The sequence below is a fragment of the Mycobacterium palustre genome, assembly GCF_002101785.1.
GTDB lineage: Bacteria > Actinomycetota > Actinomycetes > Mycobacteriales > Mycobacteriaceae > Mycobacterium > Mycobacterium palustre.
In genome coordinates, this window is record NZ_LQPJ01000108.1 from 1 (window position 1) to 17,404 (window position 17,404).

18 protein-coding genes are annotated in these 17,404 nt (G+C 69.4%); 10 read left to right on the forward strand and 8 right to left on the reverse strand.

From position 1 onward, the window contains the following. Positions 1–131 precede the first annotated feature (131 nt). The 5 genes from folP (at position 132) to AWC19_RS15890 (ending at position 3,429) form a co-directional block, all read left to right on the forward strand. Complete coding sequence (gene folP, locus AWC19_RS15870) at positions 132–1,007, forward strand: dihydropteroate synthase (protein ID WP_085079020.1); 876 nt, start codon at positions 132–134, stop codon at positions 1,005–1,007. Next, complete coding sequence (locus AWC19_RS15875; RefSeq protein WP_085079021.1) at positions 1,004–2,002, forward strand: glucosyl-3-phosphoglycerate synthase; 999 nt, start codon at positions 1,004–1,006, stop codon at positions 2,000–2,002. Before folP ends, AWC19_RS15875 begins: the two co-directional genes overlap by 4 nt. Positions 2,003–2,040: 38 nt before the next feature. Continuing rightward, a complete protein-coding gene (locus tag AWC19_RS15880; RefSeq protein ID WP_085079022.1) occupies positions 2,041–2,406 on the forward strand; it encodes a DivIVA domain-containing protein in 366 nt (121 codons plus the stop codon). Positions 2,407–2,426: 20 nt separating this feature from the next. Further along, entirely contained in the window at positions 2,427–3,005 is a 579-nt protein-coding gene (locus AWC19_RS15885; protein WP_245849034.1) for a DNA-3-methyladenine glycosylase I, read from the forward strand. A gap of 256 nt (positions 3,006–3,261) precedes the next feature. Then, positions 3,262–3,429 (forward strand): DUF3117 domain-containing protein, encoded by a 168-nt coding sequence (locus tag AWC19_RS15890; protein WP_003406247.1) that lies wholly within the window; start codon positions 3,262–3,264, stop codon positions 3,427–3,429. A gap of 6 nt (positions 3,430–3,435) precedes the next feature. On the opposite strand, the gene glgA is transcribed toward AWC19_RS15890, so the two are convergent. Continuing rightward, positions 3,436–4,599: a glycogen synthase gene (glgA, locus tag AWC19_RS15895; protein WP_085079034.1), complete on the reverse strand. Its 1,164-nt coding sequence runs from the start codon at positions 4,597–4,599 to the stop codon at positions 3,436–3,438. Between the two features lie 283 nt (positions 4,600–4,882). On the opposite strand from glgA, the gene glgC reads away from it, so the two are divergent. Continuing rightward, on the forward strand, positions 4,883–6,097 hold the full coding sequence (gene glgC / locus AWC19_RS15900; RefSeq protein ID WP_085079024.1) for a glucose-1-phosphate adenylyltransferase: 1,215 nt from the start codon (positions 4,883–4,885) through the stop codon (positions 6,095–6,097). Positions 6,098–6,099: 2 nt separating this feature from the next. Here the strand turns inward: glgC and AWC19_RS15905 are convergent, their stop codons facing one another. The 6 genes from AWC19_RS15905 to AWC19_RS15930 all read right to left on the reverse strand — a co-directional run bounded on the left by AWC19_RS15905 (position 6,100) and on the right by AWC19_RS15930 (position 12,466). Then, positions 6,100–7,800, reverse strand: coding sequence for a CocE/NonD family hydrolase (locus AWC19_RS15905; RefSeq protein ID WP_085079025.1), 1,701 nt, complete (start codon positions 7,798–7,800; stop codon positions 6,100–6,102). A 30-nt stretch (positions 7,801–7,830) separates the two neighbouring features. After that, positions 7,831–8,505, reverse strand: a complete 675-nt coding sequence (locus tag AWC19_RS15910; RefSeq protein ID WP_085079026.1) for a methyltransferase family protein — start codon at positions 8,503–8,505, stop codon at positions 7,831–7,833. A gap of 7 nt (positions 8,506–8,512) precedes the next feature. Then, positions 8,513–10,153, reverse strand: coding sequence for an ABC transporter permease (locus tag AWC19_RS15915; RefSeq protein WP_142281230.1), 1,641 nt, complete (start codon positions 10,151–10,153; stop codon positions 8,513–8,515). Further along, entirely contained in the window at positions 10,153–11,073 is a 921-nt protein-coding gene (locus AWC19_RS15920) for an ABC transporter ATP-binding protein (RefSeq protein WP_085079027.1), read from the reverse strand. The genes AWC19_RS15915 and AWC19_RS15920 overlap by 1 nt, the downstream gene beginning before the upstream one ends. Next, complete coding sequence (locus AWC19_RS15925) at positions 11,063–11,701, reverse strand: TetR/AcrR family transcriptional regulator (RefSeq protein ID WP_085079028.1); 639 nt, start codon at positions 11,699–11,701, stop codon at positions 11,063–11,065. The genes AWC19_RS15920 and AWC19_RS15925 overlap by 11 nt, the downstream gene beginning before the upstream one ends. A 96-nt stretch (positions 11,702–11,797) precedes the next feature. After that, positions 11,798–12,466, reverse strand: a complete 669-nt coding sequence (locus AWC19_RS15930) for an O-methyltransferase (RefSeq protein WP_085079029.1) — start codon at positions 12,464–12,466, stop codon at positions 11,798–11,800. Positions 12,467–12,669: 203 nt separating this feature from the next. On the opposite strand from AWC19_RS15930, the gene sigE reads away from it, so the two are divergent. The 4 genes from sigE (at position 12,670) to tatB (ending at position 16,034) form a co-directional block, all read left to right on the forward strand. After that, positions 12,670–13,461 carry an RNA polymerase sigma factor SigE gene (gene sigE, locus AWC19_RS15935; protein WP_085079030.1) on the forward strand — a complete coding sequence of 264 codons (792 nt, stop codon included), beginning with the start codon at positions 12,670–12,672 and terminating at the stop codon, positions 13,459–13,461. Positions 13,462–13,591: 130 nt separating this feature from the next. Further along, positions 13,592–13,987 carry an anti-sigma E factor RseA gene (gene rseA, locus AWC19_RS15940; RefSeq protein WP_085079036.1) on the forward strand — a complete coding sequence of 132 codons (396 nt, stop codon included), beginning with the start codon at positions 13,592–13,594 and terminating at the stop codon, positions 13,985–13,987. Positions 13,988–14,133: 146 nt separating this feature from the next. After that, positions 14,134–15,645, forward strand: a complete 1,512-nt coding sequence (gene htrA / locus AWC19_RS15945; protein WP_085079031.1) for a serine protease HtrA — start codon at positions 14,134–14,136, stop codon at positions 15,643–15,645. Further along, the gene (gene tatB / locus AWC19_RS15950; RefSeq protein ID WP_085079032.1) at positions 15,645–16,034 is read left to right on the forward strand and encodes a Sec-independent protein translocase protein TatB; all 390 of its coding nucleotides are present in this window, start codon (positions 15,645–15,647) and stop codon (positions 16,032–16,034) included. The genes htrA and tatB overlap by 1 nt, the downstream gene beginning before the upstream one ends. Before the next feature lie 97 nt (positions 16,035–16,131). Here the strand turns inward: tatB and AWC19_RS15955 are convergent, their stop codons facing one another. Then, positions 16,132–17,289, reverse strand: a complete 1,158-nt coding sequence (locus AWC19_RS15955) for an Mrp/NBP35 family ATP-binding protein (RefSeq protein WP_142281232.1) — start codon at positions 17,287–17,289, stop codon at positions 16,132–16,134. Positions 17,290–17,404 lie beyond the last annotated feature (115 nt).

The following is a 17,404-nucleotide window of genomic DNA, read 5'->3' on the forward strand; positions in this document are numbered from 1 at the left end:
ACACTCAACGCCGCCACAGCGCACTCAGCGGCCTACCACCCATCAGCCGCCTGTAACCAACGTTATGGCCGGGTACAGCTAGCGCTGGGCGCAGTCTCGATGCGTCCGGGGCGCCAGGCACCATAGACGTCGTGCAGTCAACCTGGTGCGGTCGGCCGGTCGCGGGTGATCGCCCGCTGATCATGGCGATCGTCAACCGCACCCCGGACTCGTTCTTCGACCGGGGCGCGACCTTCAGCGACGAGGCCGCCCGCGACGCCGCGCACCGGGCCATCGCCGAGGGCGCCGACGTCATCGACGTCGGCGGGGTGAAGGCGGGTCCAGGCCAGAGCGTCGACGAAGACACCGAGATCGCCCGGCTGGTGCCCTTCATAGAATGGCTCCGCGGCGCCTACCCCGACCAGCTGATCAGCGTCGACACCTGGCGCTCGGGGGTGGCCCGGCTGGCCTGCGCCGCCGGAGCGGACCTGATCAACGACACCTGGGAAGGCGTCGACCCCGCCCTGCCCGAGGTGGCCGCGGAGTTCGGGGCCGGCCTGGTGTGCTCGCACACCGGCGGCGCGCAGCCGCGCACGCGCCCGTTCCGGGTGAGCTATGGCACCAGCACCCGCGGCGTGGTGGACGACGTCATCCGCCGGGTTACCGCCGCGGCCGAGCGGGCGGTCGCCGCCGGGGTGGCCCGTGACCGGGTGCTGATAGACCCCGCCCACGACTTCGGCAAGAACACCTTTCACGGGCTGCTCGTATTGCGCCACGTGGGCGATCTCGTTAGGACCGGATGGCCCGTGCTCCTCGCTTTGAGCAACAAGGACTTCGTCGGGGAGACTTTGGGGGTGGAATTGACCGAACGGCTCGAGGGGACGCTCGCGGCCACCGCGCTGGCGGCGGCCGCCGGTGTGCGAATGTTTCGGGTCCACCAGGTGGCGGCCACGCGGCGGGTGCTCGAAATGGTCGCCTCCATCCAGGGGACCCGCCCGCCAACGCGGACGGTGAGGGGGCTCGCATGACGGCATCGGAGCTGGTCGCCGGCCATCTGACGCATCGGCGGGCGCTGGCCTCCCGGCCGGGGGACGTCTGGCTGGCCGATCGTAGCCGCAACCGCGCCGCCTGGACCGTCGCCGAGCTGGAAGAGGCCAAGGCGGGCCGGACCATCTCGGTGGTGTTGCCGGCCCTCAACGAGGAAGAAACCGTCGAATCGGTGATCGAGAGCATCTCGCCGCTGGTGGACGGGCTGGTCGACGAGTTGATCGTGCTGGACTCCGGCTCGACCGACGACACCGAGATCCGAGCCATCGCCGCCGGCGCCCGCGTCGTGAGCCGCGAACAGGCGCTGCCCGAGGTGCCCGTGCGGCCCGGCAAGGGCGAGGCGCTCTGGCGCTCGCTCGCGGCCACCAGCGGCGACATCGTGGTGTTCGTCGATTCCGACCTGATCAACCCGCACCCGATGTTCGTGCCGTGGCTGGTGGCGCCCCTGCTCACCTGCGACGGGATCCATTTGGTCAAGAGCTTCTACCGCCGACCGCTGGGCGGCGGCGAAACCGGCGCCGCCGCGGGCGCCTCCGGCGGCGGGCGGGTCACGGAGCTGGTGGCCCGGCCGTTGCTGGCGGCGCTGCGCCCGGAGCTCGGCTGCATTTTGCAGCCGCTCGGCGGCGAGTACGCGGCGAGCCGGGAGCTGCTCACCGCGCTGCCCTTCGCACCCGGTTACGGCGTCGAGATCGGCCTGCTGATCGACACCTTCGACCGGCTCGGCCTGGACGCGATCGCTCAGGTCAATCTGGGCGTGCGGGCGCACCGCAATCGACCGCTGGCCGAGCTGGGCGCGATGAGTCGTCAGGTCATCGCGACGCTGCTGTCGCGCTGCGGTATCCCCGACTCCGGGGTCGGGCTGACGCAGTTCCTGGCCGATGGCCCGGACGGTTCCGAGGGTGAGGGCTACATCCAGCACACCTCGCCGGTGTCGCTGGTGGACCGGCCGCCGATGAGCGGCGTGCGGCCACGCTGATCGCCGGGTTGTCGGCGGCATAGGGCAATATCGATCCCGTGGCATTGGTTTTGCTGTACCTGGTGGTGCTGGTGCTGGTGGCGGTCGTGCTGTTCGGCGCGGCCAGCCTGCTGTTTGGTCGTGGTGAGCAGCTACCGCCCTTGCCGCGGGGCACGACGGCGACGGTCCTGCCCGCCTACGGCGTCACCGGCGCCGACGTCGACGCCGTCAAGTTCACTCAGGTGCTGCGCGGTTACAAGACCAGCGAGGTGGACTGGGTGCTGGACCGCCTCGCGCGCGAGCTCGAGGCGCTGCGCGGCCAGCTGGCGGCGGTGCACGCCTCGGCGGCGGCCGAGGACGACACCGAGCACGAGTGCGATCCCGTGGAACCCGACGAGGGCAAGGATCGTCAGGACACTGTGTGAGCGACCCGGGTGTTCAAGAGCTGATCCGGTGCGGCTGGGCGGCGATCCGGCCCGGGCCGGACTTCGAGTTGTACCGCGACTACCACGACCAGGAATGGGGCCGGCCTGTGCACGACGGGGTGGCGCTGTTCGAACGGATGAACCTCGAGGCTTTCCAGAGTGGTTTGTCGTGGCTGATCATCCTGCGCAAGCGGGAGAATTTCCGACGCGCGTTCGACGGGTTCGACGTGGAGAAGATCGCCCGCTACACCGACGCCGACGTGCAGCGGCTAATGGCCGACCAGGGCATCGTCCGCAACAGGGCCAAGATCGAAGCGACCATCGCCAACGCGCGCGCCGCCGCCGAGCTGGGCTCTCCCGAGGACCTGTCCGAGTTGCTGTGGTCCTTCGCGCCCGCGCCGCGGCCGCGCCCGGCCGACGGCTCCGAAATCCCGTCTGCGACCGACGAATCGAAGGCCATGGCGCGCGAGCTGAAGCGGCGGGGGTTCCGCTTCGTCGGGCCGACGACGGCCTACGCGCTGATGCAGGCGACGGGCATGGTCGACGATCACATTCGAGGTTGCTGGGTGCCTTCCCCCAATGACGAGGCGGGCCGTTGAGGAGCCGGGCAATCGGGTCCGCCCGGTGACGATGCGGGCCGCGAGGCGGGCCGTTGAGGAGCCGGGCAATCGGGCTTTGCCCTTCGAGGGGGCCCGAGAGGCGGGTCTTTGTGTAACTGCGCACCCGGATAGGGAACAATGGGGGGGTGATTTGGCAGTTCAATGTCGGGTATGACTGGAAATCCATCGGCGGGGCATGCTCGGCGCCGACCAGGTCCGCGACCGCGGGCCAGCTCGAATCTGGAGGGAGCACTCGATGGCGGCGATGAAGCCCCGGACCGGAGACGGTCCTCTGGAAGCAACCAAAGAGGGGCGCGGCATCGTGATGCGAGTACCACTTGAGGGAGGCGGTCGGTTGGTCGTCGAGCTGACGCCCGACGAAGCCGCCGCCCTCGGTGACGAACTCAAGGGCGTCACGAGCTAGGTAGCCTCACCCGCCCACCTTCCGGTAGATCTCCTGCGTCTGCTCGGCCACGTGGGCCCAGGAGAAGTCCTCGATGCAGCGCTGGCGCCCCGCCTCGCCATAGCGCTTGGCCTTGTCCGGGTCGGCCACCAGCTCATTGACCGCTTCGGCCAACCCCGCCTCGAACCCGGCCGGGTCGTCGGCGTCGTAGTGCACCAGCGACCCAGTCGTCCCGTCGGCGACCACCTCCGGTATGCCGCCCACGTCGGACGCCACCACCGCCGTCGCGCAGGCCATCGCCTCGAGGTTAACGATCCCCAACGGCTCGTATACCGAAGGGCAGACAAAAACCGTTGCCGCCGAGACGATTTCACGTAGCTCCCCGATGGGCAGCATTTCCCTGATCCAAAAAACGCCATCGCGATCGCGGGCCAGGTCGGCCACCGCGGCCCGAACTTTTTCGCTTAGCTCCGGGGTATCCGGAGCCCCGGCGCACAGCACCACCTGCGCCTCGGGGCTGAAGCGGTGTGCGGCCGCCACCAGGTGCGCGACGCCCTTTTGCCGGGTGATCCGTCCGACAAACGCCACCATCGGCCGGGCCGGATCGACGCCAAGTTCGGCGAGCACCGACCCGCTCTCCGCCGGGCCGGCGGGATGCCACACGGTGGTGTCGACGCCGTTGCGGATGACGTGGACCAGGCTCGGGTCCAACGAGGGGTAAACGCGCAGGACGTCCTCGCGCATCGCGGAGCTGACGGCGATGACGGCGTTGGCGCTCATCACCGCGGTCTGCTCCACCCACGTCGAGATCCGGTAGCCGCCGCCGAGCTGTTCGGCCTTCCAGGGTCGCAGCGGCTCGAGCGAATGCGCGGTCAGGACGTGTGGGATGTCGTAGAGCAGCGCGGTCAGGTGTCCGGCTAGTCCGGTGTACCAGGTGTGCGAATGGACCACGGTCGCGGCCGAGGCCGCGTTGACCATCATCAGGTCGGCGGACAGCGTCGACAGCGCCGGGTTGGCGCCGGGCATCCGCGGGTCGGGCTGATGGGCGAAGGCGTCGGGGCGGGGTACGCCGATGCAATGCACGTCGACCGGGCACAGGCGGCGCAGCTGGGCGACGAGTTCGGTGACGTGCACGCCGGCGCCCCCGTAGACCTCTGGTGGGTACTCCCGCGTCATCATCGCCACCCGCATATCCGCACCGTAGTTCGGCGACGAGGCGCCCCGCATGTCGGGGCGTTGCGGAGCCGGACGATTGGGCCGGGTCGGCGACGAGGCGCCCCGCATGTCGGGGCGTTGAGTAGCCGGACGATTGGGCCGGGTCGGGCGCGGCTGCCATCCGCGGGTCGGGCCTGAGCAATAATGGGTGGTATCGGGTCTTGGGAAGTAAGCCAAATACCTTGACAGACAGTCCGTCAGAACAGCGGCCAAGCGGTTTCCGCTGGCAGCGGTTGGCGACGGCCGTTAGGTTTGAGCCATGAGGGAAGCACCACACGTGCTGGGCATTGTCCTGGCCGGGGGTGAGGGCAAGCGGCTGTATCCGTTGACCGCGGACCGCGCCAAACCCGCAGTCCCGTTCGGTGGTGCCTACCGGCTGATCGACTTCGTGCTGTCCAACCTCGTCAACGCACGCTATCTTCGGATCTGCGTTCTCACCCAATACAAGTCGCATTCACTCGACCGCCACATTTCGCAAAACTGGCGGTTGTCCGGCCTGGCCGGTGAGTACATCACGCCGGTGCCGGCGCAGCAGCGCCTCGGCCCACGCTGGTACACCGGTTCGGCCGACGCGATCTACCAATCGCTCAACCTGATCTACGACGAAGATCCCGACTACATAGTGGTTTTCGGCGCCGACCACGTCTACCGCATGGATCCCGAGCAGATGGTCCGGTTCCACATCGACAGCGGGGCCGGCGTCACCGTGGCCGGCATCCGGGTGCCCCGCGCGGAGGCCACGGCGTTCGGCTGCATCGACGCCGACGACTCCGGGCGCATCCGCGATTTCGTGGAGAAGCCCCTGGACCCGCCCGGGACCCCTGACGACCCCGAATCCACCTTCGTGTCGATGGGCAACTACATCTTCACCACCAAGGTGCTCATCGACGCGATCCGCGCCGACGCCGACGACGACCACTCCGACCACGACATGGGCGGCGACATCATCCCGCGGTTGGTGGAGGACGGGATGGCCGCGGTATACGACTTCTCAGACAACGAGGTGCCCGGCGCCACCGACCGCGACCGGGGCTACTGGCGCGACGTCGGAACGCTCGACGCGTTCTACGACGCCCACATGGACCTGGTGTCGGTGCATCCGGTGTTCAACCTGTACAACAAGCGCTGGCCGATCCGCGGCGAGTCGGAGAACCTGGCGCCGGCCAAGTTCGTCAACGGCGGCTCGGCCCAGGAATCGGTGGTAGGCGCCGGCAGCATCATCTCGGCCTCGTCGGTGCGCAACTCGGTGCTGTCGTCCAACGTGGTGGTCGACGACGGCGCCATCGTGGAGGGCAGCGTGATCATGCCGGGCGCCCGCGTCGGCCGGGGCGCGGTGGTGCGCCACGCGATCCTGGACAAGAACGTCGTCGTCGGGCCCGGCGAGATGGTCGGCGTCGATCTCGAGAAGGACCGCGAGCGCTTTGCGATCAGCGCCGGCGGCGTGGTCGCGGTGGGCAAGGGCGTCTGGATCTAGCGCTATGCGCGCGGGGGGATCTCCGGGATCAGCAGGTGCGCGTCGTGCTCGGGGCCCCAGTGCAGGGTGACGCGACCGCGCTCGGAGTTGGTATAGGCCGCGGGGAATTGGCCGGTGATCGGGTTTCGCGGCGACAGCCAACGCCCCGCCACCACCAGCCGCAGCTGTTCGCCGGCGCGGAACAACGTCGCCGACGGGCCCAGCGCGACGTCGACGGCGACCACCTCACCCGCCGAAACCGGTTGTTGCTCAGCGCATGCCGCGACGGGCTGCCATGGCCGCGAGAGCTCAGGGTCGAGCGCCCGCAGCGAGACCCGCTGCCAGCCGGTGGTCACCCGGTCGCGGCCGTAGCCGTAGGACCCTTCGAATCCGACGAACCGCCCGCCCCGCCACTTCTCCACGCCGACGAACAGGTTCGCGTCGTCGCAGCCATCGAGTTGTACCCACAGCCGCGCGGCCATGGGTCCGGTCAACTCGACGTCCTGGGGAATCGTCCAGCTGAAGGCCGCAGCATTGGAACGGGTTTCGAACGTGATGCGGCCCGCCGTCGCCGGCCGCTCAGGTGACAGCAACCCGGCCGCACTGAGATACAACGGCCGCCAGCGGGTGCGCGCGAGCGGCCATTCGGCCTCTTCGCGCACGGCGGCGATTGTGTCGCGGTCCTCGCGCACCTCGAGCCGCACGCTGCGTGAGCCTGCCGCGCCGTCCAGCGCGGCACGGAAAAAGCTGAGCTGCTCGCCCCGCGCCGCCTCGGAGTAGAAGGTGGCCCATTTGCCGCCCCGATGGGTGTACAGCCGGGCGTGGCGCGAGCCGCCGTCGGTGAACGCCCGCATCGAACCGCGGCTGTGCAGGTTGTTGTCCGAGAAGCTGCCGCACACCAACAGGGGAACCTCGATCGCCGACAGATCGGGCACCAGCGAGCGCCAAAAGTCGTCGCGCAGCGGGTGTTCGTCCTGCATGCGTTGCAGGTCGTATGTCTGGCGCGTGTCGCGGCGCACGTTGCGCGACCAGAACGCGGTAAAGCCGGTTTCCCGAACGCCGCCGGGGAAGGTCAGGTCGCGGTAGGCGTCGGTGAAGCCCTCCCACGGGCAGATCGCCCGCAGCGCCGGCGGCCGCAGGGCGGCGACGGCGTACTGGCTGATGGCCAGGTAAGACACCCCGAGCATGACGACCCGGCCGTCGCACCAGGGCTGCTCGGCGATCCACTGCACGAGGTCGTAGGTGTCCTCGGCCTCCCGGCGCGACAGCAGGTTGCCGGTGCCGTCGGAGTGGCCGCAACCGCGCGAGTCGGCGTTCGCCACGGTGAAGCCTTGCGCCGCCCACCACACCGGATCCGGTGCCTCCCAACCGGTCAGCGACGAAAAGGTCACCGGTCGGGGCTGGCGCAGCGCGCGGTATTGCGCCGAGAAGCTCCACTTCTTGCCGCGCCGTTTCGGCAGATTGTCCTTGCCGTAGGGGTGGATGCTCAGGATGACCGGCCGCGCAACGGGTTTCGCGTCGTCGCGGTTCCGATAGACATTGATCCGCAGGACGGTGCCGTCGCGGGTCGGTACGCCGACGTCACGCTCGACGAGCAGGTCGGTCGGGGGAACGGTGACCGTCACCGGTGGCTTGGCGATGCCGCGAATCCGCTCTAGCGCGTATCGCAGGGCGCCGGGACGTCGCCACGGCCGGTCAAGGGCTGGTGCCAAATTGCGGGCCACGCCAATACCCTAGACACGGCGGGTGGCCGGCTACCACACATTGGGCACCAACCGATACCGCACCCGCTGGGTGTATTCGCGGTATCCGGCCAATTCCTGAGTCAGCAATTTCTCCTCGTCGAGGATGCGGAAGACGAGCACCGCGAACCCCGGCACCAAGAAAAGAAGGGCCCAGTAGGAATCCAACGCCAGCGGTATGCCCATCATCATGACGACGTTTCCGACGTACATCGGGTGCCTGACGAACTTGTACAGACCGCCGGAGACCACCCGTTGACCGCTCTCCACCGTCACCGTCGCGGCGGCGTAGCTGTTTTCGACGACGACCAGCATGGCGATGGAGAGCCCCACCACGACCAAAACGTCTCCGAGCACGCTCAGCCACGGCGGCACCGTCGACCAGCCCATCCGGTGGTCGAACGCGCTGAGCACCATCATCGCGAACAGGTCCAGGAACGAACCGGTGATGATGACCTTTTGAGCGGTCCTGGTTTCCGCCTGCGGCCCGCCATGCATGCGCCGCTGCAGGGCCGCGGGGTTTTTGCGCGCCAAATAGATCGTGGGGATAAGCGTCGCCAGGGTGAACACCGCGATGAAAACCCAACCCTGCCAATACTTCAGCGTCCCGGCGGGCAGGAACAGGATCAAGCCGACCGCGACAAGACCCAGCACCGACGACAGGGCCAGACGAATACCGGTTTTCATGACACTCCTAACTACGCACGTCGCGACGCCGAAAACCTGTGGCTCCCAACGCAATCAGCGCGGCATCCAGGCCCAGCAGCCAGATCAGCGGCACGGCGGTGAAGTCGCCCACGCGCGGGATGTGCGCGAACGGTTCCAGGTCGAGCAACCACTGCGGGAACCGGCCCAGCTCCCCGATCAAATACACCGCCACGAACCCGACCAGCACGCCCCACGCCACGGGGGTGAATCGCGGCGCCAGGCCGAACAACACGACCGTCACAGCGGCGAGCAACCACACCGCGGGCAGCTGGGCGGCCGCGGTGCCGACGACGACGGCCAGCTTGCCGCCGACGTCGCCGGCCGCGACCCCGTAGACGAGCCCACCGGCCGCCCCGCTGGCCAGCATGGCGATCGCGGATCCCGCCAGCGCCGCCACCAAATGGCTTGCCAGCCAGGCGGTTCGGGACACCGAACCCGCCAGTGTCGTCTCGGTGCGCTGGGCGGCTTCCTCCTGGTGCAGGCGCAGGGTGAGCGAGATGGCGAAGGCGGCGCCCGCCATGCCCATCATCGTGAACGCGATGGCGATGAAGGCCTCCTCGATCGCGTTGGTGCCGCCCATCCGCGCGACGATGTCGCGGACGGCGGTGCTGCCGCCCAGCTCGTCGCCGATGCCGTGCACCACGCTGCCCATCAACAGTCCGTAGAGGCACAGCCCGACCGTCCACAGCAGCAGCGCGCCGCGGTCCAGCCGCCAGGTCAGCCCGTGGACCCCGCGCAACCGCCTCCCGGCGGTCGCGGGGCCGGCGCGTTCGGGGATCAGCCCGGCGCCGACATCGCGGCCGGCGAGCAGGCGGTAGGCCACCAGGGTGAGCACCACCGTCGTGGCCAGGTGCAGCAGCAGGACCGACCAGCGGTCGCCGGCGTAGGGCCGCACCTGTAGCGACCAGCCCAGCGGCGAAAGCCACGACAGCTTGCCGTCGCCGGCGTCACCGACGGCGCGCAGCGTGAACGCCGCCCCCAGCGCGGAAAACGCGGCGCCGCGCGAGAACCTGGCGCTGGGGGAAAGCTGTGCGGTCGCCGCGGCCACCGCGGTGAACACCAGCCCGGAACAGGCCAACGCGGCCCCGAACGCCAGGGACCCGCCCGCCGGGACGGTGGTGGTCAGCAAGCCCGCGGCGCCGATCGCGCCGGTGGCGATCGACGCCCCGAACGACAACAGCAGCGCCGCGGTCAGGCTGGCGTAGCGGCCGACCGCGGTCGAGTCCACCAACTCGGTGCGGCCGGTCTCCTCGTCGGCACGGGTGTGCCGGATAACCGTGAGGATGACGGCCACCGCGATCAGCAGGTGGAACATGCCCGCCTTCCAGATCCCCACGGCGCCGAGGCTGTCGTTATAGACCCGGCCGTAGAGCGCGCGCTGGGCCGGGCTGGCCAAGATGGAGGCCGCGAACCCGGCGCGGGCGGCCTGGGTCGGATAAACCTTTTCGATGCTGCCGACGTAGACGGTGGCCAGCGGCACCGAGAGCAGCAGCACCCACAGCGGCAGCGAGATCCGGTCGCGGCGCAGGTAAAGCCGCAGTATCCCAAGCGTTCCGGAAAAATTCGAACCGACCGGCCGCGCCGGGTGCCCCGGGCGGCGGGGGCGATCCAGGGTCGCGGTGCTCATCACGCCGACACCTTGTTCTCGCTGCGGCCGGTGTCGTAGTGGCGCAGGAAAAGCTCCTCCAGGGTCGGCGGCTGGCTGACCAGGCTGCGCACCCCGGCGTCACCGAGCGCACGGATGAGCTCGCCGAGGCTTTCGCTGTCGACCTGGGCGCGCAGTGTGGCGCCGTCGATGCTGACGTCCTCGACACCCTTGATGCGCGTGATATCACCCGGATCACCGAGCATTTCGGCCTTGATTGACGTGCGGCTGAGGTGGCGCATCGACTCTAGCGAGCCGCTCTCGACGGTCTTGCCGGCCCGAATGATGGTCACCCGTTCACACAAGGCCTCGGTCTCGGCCAGGATGTGGCTGGACAGCAGGACCGTCGTCCCCCGGTCGCGGGCCTCACCGACGCACTGCTGAAAAACGTTCTCCATCAATGGGTCCAGGCCGCTGCTCGGCTCGTCCAAAAGGAGCAGCCTGGCGTGCGAGGAGAACGCCGAAATCAGCGAGACCTTTTGCCGGTTGCCCTTCGAGTACGCGCGGGCCTTCTTGTGCGGGTCGAGGTCGAATCGCTCGATCAGCTCCGCGCGGCGCTTCTCGTCAATACCCCCGCGCATCCGGGCCAGCAGGTCGATGGTCTCGCCGCCGGTCAGCGACGGCCACAACGTGACGTCGCCTGGCACGTAGGCGATTTGGCGGTGCAGCGCCACGGAGTCGGTCCACGGGTCGCCGCCGAGCAACCGCACGGTTCCCCCGTCGGCTTTCACCAGCCCCAACAGTACGCGGATGGTCGTCGACTTCCCCGCGCCGTTCGGCCCGAGGAACCCGTGCACCTCGCCTTCCCGTACCGTCAGGTCAAGGCCGTCCAACGCGCGCACTGCCCCGAAACTCTTTTTCAAGCCCCGGATTTCGATGGGCGTAAAACCGTCAACTGGCATCAGCTTCTCCTTGATCGTCGGCTGCCAGAAACGCGTCGTACATGGTGCGGTCCACCATCAGCCCCTCGGTGTAGATCTCGAGGGCGGGCACGATCATGTCCCGCGAGTAATCGCGGAGCACCGCACGCAGATCGTTTGGGGTGTCGTGCATTTGCAGGTAGAGCAGTAGCCCGCCGCCCCCGGTGATGCCCAGATACTTGGCTCTGGCGCGCGGATCGCGGCTGGGCTTGATCGTCCCGGCCCGCACACCCTCCTCGAGGTATCCCTCGGCGTTCTCAATCATGGTGCGCCACAGCATCTTTGCTAGGTCGCCGCCGGTCTGCATGCTGCGCACCACGTAGCCGATCATGGGGGCGAATTCCTCGATTTCGGCCAGTCTCCCGAACCACACGGCCGGATCGTTGGTTTGAAGCGCCTCGGTCTTGGCTTCGCGGATCTGCTCGGCGACGTAGTCGTCGCACGCCTTGCGCAGGCCCTCCTTGGAGCCGAAGTGATGGATCACCAGCGCGGCACTCACGCCCGCCGCCTCGGCGATCGCGCGCAAGCCGACGCCGAAACCGTGCTCGCCGAACTGCTCGATGGCCGCATCCCGGATCCGGGCCGCGGCGGTCAGGTCGGCTGAACGCATGTTCAGAAGACTAAACGCCCGTTCAGTCGCGCGTCAATGGTCCGCTCCGTCAGGAATCCGTAAAGATTTCGGCTGCGCGCCAGCGGGTCGGCGGCCCTACTCCCGCACGGCTGCTAGCAGCCCGTCGCCCAGCGGCACCAGCGCGGGCGTCAGCCGCTCGTCCTCGGCGATCAGCCGCGCCGCCTCCCGCACCGCCGACACCTCGGGGTCGCGTGCGGACGGATCGCCGGCGCGGCCGCCCAGGGCGGCCCGGTGCACCACGATGACGCCACCCGGGCGCAGCAGCCGCACCCCCTCGACCACGTAATCCGGCTGGTCGACCGGGTCGGCGTCGATGAACACCAGGTCGTAGGACTCGTCGGCGAGCCGGGTGAGCACCTCCTGGGCGCGGCCGCCGATCAGCCTGGTGCGAGAGGGCCCGACGCCGGCCTCGGCGAAGGCCTGCTTGGCGATCCTCAGGTACTCCGGCTCGATGTCGATGGTGGTCAAGACGCCGTCGTCGCTCATGCCCGACAACAACCAGAGCCCGCTCACCCCCGCGCCGGTGCCCACCTCGGCGACGGCCTTGCCGCCGCTGAGCTTGGCGAGCAGGCTCAGCAGCGCCCCGACCGCGGGCGTCACCGCGTCGGCGCCGATCTCGACCGCGCGCTCACGGGCCGCCGCCAGCAGCGCGTCTTCCGATATCGACCCCTCGGCGTGCGCGCAGAGTGAATCGGCTCGGCTGGGGGCCGCCTGGCCGGCGGTTGCTTCGTCGGTGGCGTCCATGCCCCGCAGCGTATTCCAATTTGCGACGTGGTCAGGCAGGCGCGCGGATATTCGGGCCGTTACGACACGCCCGGCACCGGCGACGCGACGAAACTCACTCGCGACCGGATCCGCGCTGTTCAACGCAGGTAACGATCCGGTTTCTCAGCCAAACCTCAGATTGCTCCTATGCCCCGCATACGCCGATGGGTGACGGTATCCGTATGGAACGCGGGGTGCGCCGGGGCGGGAATAGACCGCGCTGGAATGGGAATACGGGGTTTCAGTTACGCGTTGACGCCGTCGACGAACTGCCAAGTTTGGGCGGCAGGGTAAATCCGGAGGATCCGATCAACACATCTCTATTGAGTCCGACCACCATGTCTCACGCCCAGGCCCGCCGGGACGACGAATGGGTCGAGCCGACGGACGCCCTGCAGGGCACCGCCGTGTTCGACGCGACGGGCGACAAAGCGGCGATGCCGTCGTGGGAAGAGCTGGTGCGCCAGCACGCCGACCGCGTGTACCGGCTGGCCTACCGGCTCTCCGGCAACCAGCAGGACGCCGAGGACCTCACCCAGGAGACCTTCATCCGGGTGTTCCGGTCCGTCCAGAACTACCAACCGGGAACCTTCGAGGGCTGGCTACACCGCATCACCACCAACCTGTTCCTCGACATGGTGCGCCGCCGCGCGCGCATCCGCATGGAGGCGCTGCCGGACGACTACGACCGGGTGCCCGCCGACGAGCCCAACCCCGAGCAGATCTACCACGACGCGCGGCTGGGGGCCGACCTGCAGGCCGCGCTGGACTCGCTGCCGCCGGAGTTTCGCGCCGCGGTGGTGCTGTGTGACATCGAGGGCCTGTCGTATGAGGAGATCGGCGCCACGCTGGGGGTCAAGCTCGGCACCGTGCGCAGCCGCATCCACCGCGGACGTCAGGCCTTGCGCGACTACCTGGCCGCGCACCCCGAAAACGGCTCCCGCGGCGAGGCGTTGCGCGCGAAGTCGGCATAACACCGCGGCCGCCGCAGGCGGCGCCGACCCGAAATCCAGCGGTTTGTGCGCGCTTGGCCGCGGTATCGAGCATCACCTCGCGCTACATTCGTGGGAAGGCGGCTGTTCGGTCGCGCGAAAGGAGCTGGTGATGGCCGACCGCGGAGAAGTGTTTCGCCGCGCGTTTTCCTGGCTGCCCTCCCAGTTCGCCTCCCAGAGCGACGCACCGGTCGGCGCGCCGCGCCGGTTCGGCTCCACCGAGCACCTGTCCACCGAGGCGATCGCGGCGTTCGTCGACGGCGAGCTGCGGATGAACGCCCACTTGCGTGCCGCGCACCACCTTTCGCTGTGCCCCGAGTGCGCGGCCGAGGTCGAGGGCCAGAGCCGGGCGCGGGCGGCGCTGCGCGACTCGCAACCGATTCGCATCCCCAGCACGCTGCTCGGATTGCTCTCCGAGATCCCGCACCACCCGGCCGACGACGACGCGACCGCGTCGCCGGACGGGTGGCGGGACCGCGACAGCCGCGACCAGCGCAAGCGCCGGTAATTGCCAGCCGTGCCGCCGCGCGCATTCGCGCCCATGCGCACCGTCCCGTGGATACTAGGGTGGACACGGGCAACGTCGGTGCGTAGTAACGCGCACGGTAAACGGCCTGTCTCGAGCGCTCAAGAAGAGAATCCAAGAGGGATAACGTGACCTCCGACGGCAACGACAGCGGCAACGACAGCGGCCAGCGCCTCGCCCCGCGCCCGATCTCCCGGCCACCGGTCGATCCCGCATCGCGTCAGGTGTTCAGCCGCCCCGACGGCCTACAGGGATCCTTCGTGGCCGAGCGCGTTCGCCCGCCGAAGTACCGCGACCAGTCCGAGTTCACGCCGCACGTCCCGCCGGCCGATCCGGTACTGCAGGAGGCGTTCAGCCGGCCCGTCGGGAGCGTCGATTCGCTGCAGCGGCACCCGATCGACGCGGGTGCGCTGGCCGCCGAGCGCGACGGCGCCGAGCCCGACGGGGCCGACGACCCCTGGCGAGATCCCGGGGCCGCGGCCGCCCTGGGCACGCCCGCGCTCGCCCCGCCGGCGTCGCGCACCGCGCTGGGCTACGGCGGCAAGCTCGGGGTGCGCGACGTGCTGTTCGGCCACAAGGTCTCCTACCGGGCGCTGGGCGCCCTGCTGCTCGTCGCGCTGCTGATCGGGGCGCTCGGTGGCTTCATCGGCAACAAGACGGCCGAGGTGGTCGAGGCTTTTACCACCTCCAAGGTCACGCTGTCGACCCCCGGCAACACCGAGCTGCCGGCGGGACGGTTCGCCAAGGTGGCGGCCGCGACCGCCGGTGCCGTGGTGACGATCGAGTCCAAGAGCGACCAGGAGGGCATGCAGGGCTCCGGCGTCGTCATCGATGGGCGCGGCTACATCGTCACCAACAATCACGTCATCTCCGAGGCGGCCAACAATCCCAGCCAGTTCAAGACCACCGTGGTGTTCAACGACGGCAAGGAGGTGCCCGCCAATTTGGTCGGCCGCGACCCCAAGACCGACCTGGCCGTGCTCAAGGTCGACAACGTCGACAACCTGGCCGTCGCCCAGCTCGGCGACTCCGACAAGGTTCGTGTCGGCGACGAGGTGCTTGCGGCCGGCGCGCCGCTCGGCCTGCGCAGCACCGTGACGCACGGCATCGTCAGCGCGCTGCACCGTCCGGTGCCGCTGTCCGGGGAGGGTTCTGACACCGACACCGTCATCGACGCCGTCCAGACCGACGCCTCCATCAACCACGGCAACTCCGGGGGCCCGCTGATCGACATGAATTCGCAGGTGATCGGCATCGACACCGCGGGAAAGTCGTTGTCGGACAGCGCAAGTGGGCTCGGCTTCGCGATCCCGATCAACGAGGTCAAGTCGGTGGCGCAGGCTTTGATCAAGGACGGGAAGATCGTGCACCCGACGCTGGGGGTCAGCACCCGGTCGGTGAGCAACGCGATCGCGTCCGGCGCCCAGGTCGCCAACGTCAAGGCCGGCAGCCCCGCGCAAAAGGGCGGGATCCTGGAGAACGACGTGATCGTCAAGGTCGGCAACCGCAAGGTCGCCGACGCCGACGAGTTCGTCGTCGCGGTGCGACAGCTGACCATCGGCCAGGACTCCCCGATCGAGGTGGTCCGCGACGGTCGTCACGTCACGCTGACCGTCAAACCCGACCCGGACGGCGGCTAGTGTTCGGCAACTTGAGCTGGGAGCACATCCTCGTCCTCGTCGTGGTCGGCCTGGTGATCCTGGGCCCGGAGCGGCTGCCGGGCGCCATCCGCTGGACGTCGACCGCGCTGCGGCAGACGCGCGACTATCTCAGCGGCGTGACCAACCAGCTGCGCGAGGACATCGGACCCGAGTTCGACGAGCTGCGCGCCCCGCTGTCCGAGCTGCAGAAGCTGCGGGGCATGACGCCGCGCGCCGCACTGACCAAGCACCTGCTGGACGGCGACGACTCCTTCTTCACCGGAAACTTCGACCGGCCCGTCAACGGGGCCCCGGCCAAGCCGGTCGAGCCCGCCCGTCCCGAGAACCACACCGGTGGGCCCGCGCCGTTCGACGCCGACGCCACCTGACCCGTCGGTTCGAGCGTGCGCAGTTGTCCGCCCGCGACGGGGTGTCGCCGGACGAACACGCACGATCGCGGCCGTGAGTGGCCGCGGCCCCGCTGCCTTAGCGTCGCGTGGGGTCCAGCCCCAGGGACACGCCCGCCAGCCCGCGACGCCGCGACGACAGGTGGTCGGCCACGCCGCGCAGTTCCTTGCCCACCGGGGAGTCCGGGGCGCTGAGCACGATCGGAACGCCCGAATCGCCGGCGGCCACCAGCGCCGGGTCCAGCGGGATCTGACCGAGCAGCGGCACGTCGGCACCGACGGCGCGCGACAGGCGCTCGGCGACCTGCTGGCCGCCGCCCTCGCCGAACACCTGCAGGGTCGAGCCGTCCGCCAGGGTCAGCCCGGACATGTTCTCCACCACGCCGACGATGCGCTGGCGGGTCTGCAGCGCGATGCTGCCGGCCCGTTCTGCGACCTCGGCCGCGGCCAGCTGGGGCGTGGTTACCACCAGGATCTCCGCGCCGGGGATGAGCTGGGCCACCGAGATCGCGATGTCGCCGGTTCCCGGCGGCAGGTCGAGCAACAGCACGTCGAGGTCACCCCAGTAGACGTCGGCCAGGAACTGTTGCAGCGCCCGGTGCAGCATGGGTCCGCGCCACACGACCGGGGTGTTGCCCTGGGTGAACTGGGCGATCGAGATGACCTTCACCTCGTGGGCGATGGGCGGCAGGATCATCGACTCGACCTGGGTGGGCCGGTCGGTGCTGCCCATCATTCGGGGGATGGAGTGGCCGTGGATGTCGGCGTCGAGCACGCCGACCGACAGGCCGCGGGCCGCCATCGCGGCGGCCAAATTGACGGTGACCGTGGACTTGCCCACCCCGCCCTTGCCCGAGGCGACCGCGTAGACGCGGGTCAGCGAGTTGGGCTGGGCGAACGGGATGACGGGTTCGCGGGCGTCCCCGCGCAGCTGCTTGCGCAGCTCGGTGCGCTGTTCGTCGCTCATCACGTCCAGGCTGACCCGCACCGCGCCGGTGCCGGGAACGTCGGCGACGGCCGCGGTGACGCGCTCGCTGATCTCGGCCTTCTTGGGGCAGGCGGCGGTGGTCAGGTAGATCGTCACGTGCACGCCGCCGCCGGGTTCGACGTCGACGCTCTTGACCATCCCCAGTTCGGTGATGGGGCGGCGCAATTCGGGGTCGATCACCTTCCCCAGGGCGGCGCGGATGGCGGCGGCGAGGTCGGCTTGCGAACCAGCAGAGTCAGGACTGGACATCACCGCCGAGTGTAGGCGTGCGGTGTGGTCAGCCGGTCAGCCGCCCGCGGTGGGCCCGGCCTGCGTGGGCGGCTGCGGCGCCCCGGCGGCGGGTGGGGCCGGGGGCGCGGCGTCA

Bases quoted from the DNA above. Each gene is read 5' to 3' on its own strand.
- AWC19_RS15875 (WP_085079021.1), top strand. From the start codon at position 1,004: ATGACGGCATCGGAGCTGGTCGCCGGCCATCTGACGCATCGGCGGGCG.
- AWC19_RS15890 (WP_003406247.1), top strand. From the start codon at position 3,262: ATGGCGGCGATGAAGCCCCGGACCGGAGACGGTCCTCTGGAAGCAACC.
- glgA (WP_085079034.1), bottom strand. From the start codon at position 4,599: ATGCGGGTGGCGATGATGACGCGGGAGTACCCACCAGAGGTCTACGGG.
- glgC (WP_085079024.1), top strand. From the start codon at position 4,883: ATGAGGGAAGCACCACACGTGCTGGGCATTGTCCTGGCCGGGGGTGAG.
- AWC19_RS15910 (WP_085079026.1), bottom strand. From the start codon at position 8,505: ATGAAAACCGGTATTCGTCTGGCCCTGTCGTCGGTGCTGGGTCTTGTC.
- AWC19_RS15915 (WP_142281230.1), bottom strand. From the start codon at position 10,153: ATGAGCACCGCGACCCTGGATCGCCCCCGCCGCCCGGGGCACCCGGCG.
- AWC19_RS15920 (WP_085079027.1), bottom strand. From the start codon at position 11,073: ATGCCAGTTGACGGTTTTACGCCCATCGAAATCCGGGGCTTGAAAAAG.
- AWC19_RS15925 (WP_085079028.1), bottom strand. From the start codon at position 11,701: ATGCGTTCAGCCGACCTGACCGCCGCGGCCCGGATCCGGGATGCGGCC.
- AWC19_RS15930 (WP_085079029.1), bottom strand. From the start codon at position 12,466: ATGGACGCCACCGACGAAGCAACCGCCGGCCAGGCGGCCCCCAGCCGA.
- sigE (WP_085079030.1), top strand. From the start codon at position 12,670: ATGGAACGCGGGGTGCGCCGGGGCGGGAATAGACCGCGCTGGAATGGG.
- rseA (WP_085079036.1), top strand. From the start codon at position 13,592: ATGGCCGACCGCGGAGAAGTGTTTCGCCGCGCGTTTTCCTGGCTGCCC.
- AWC19_RS15955 (WP_142281232.1), bottom strand. From the start codon at position 17,289: ATGTCCAGTCCTGACTCTGCTGGTTCGCAAGCCGACCTCGCCGCCGCC.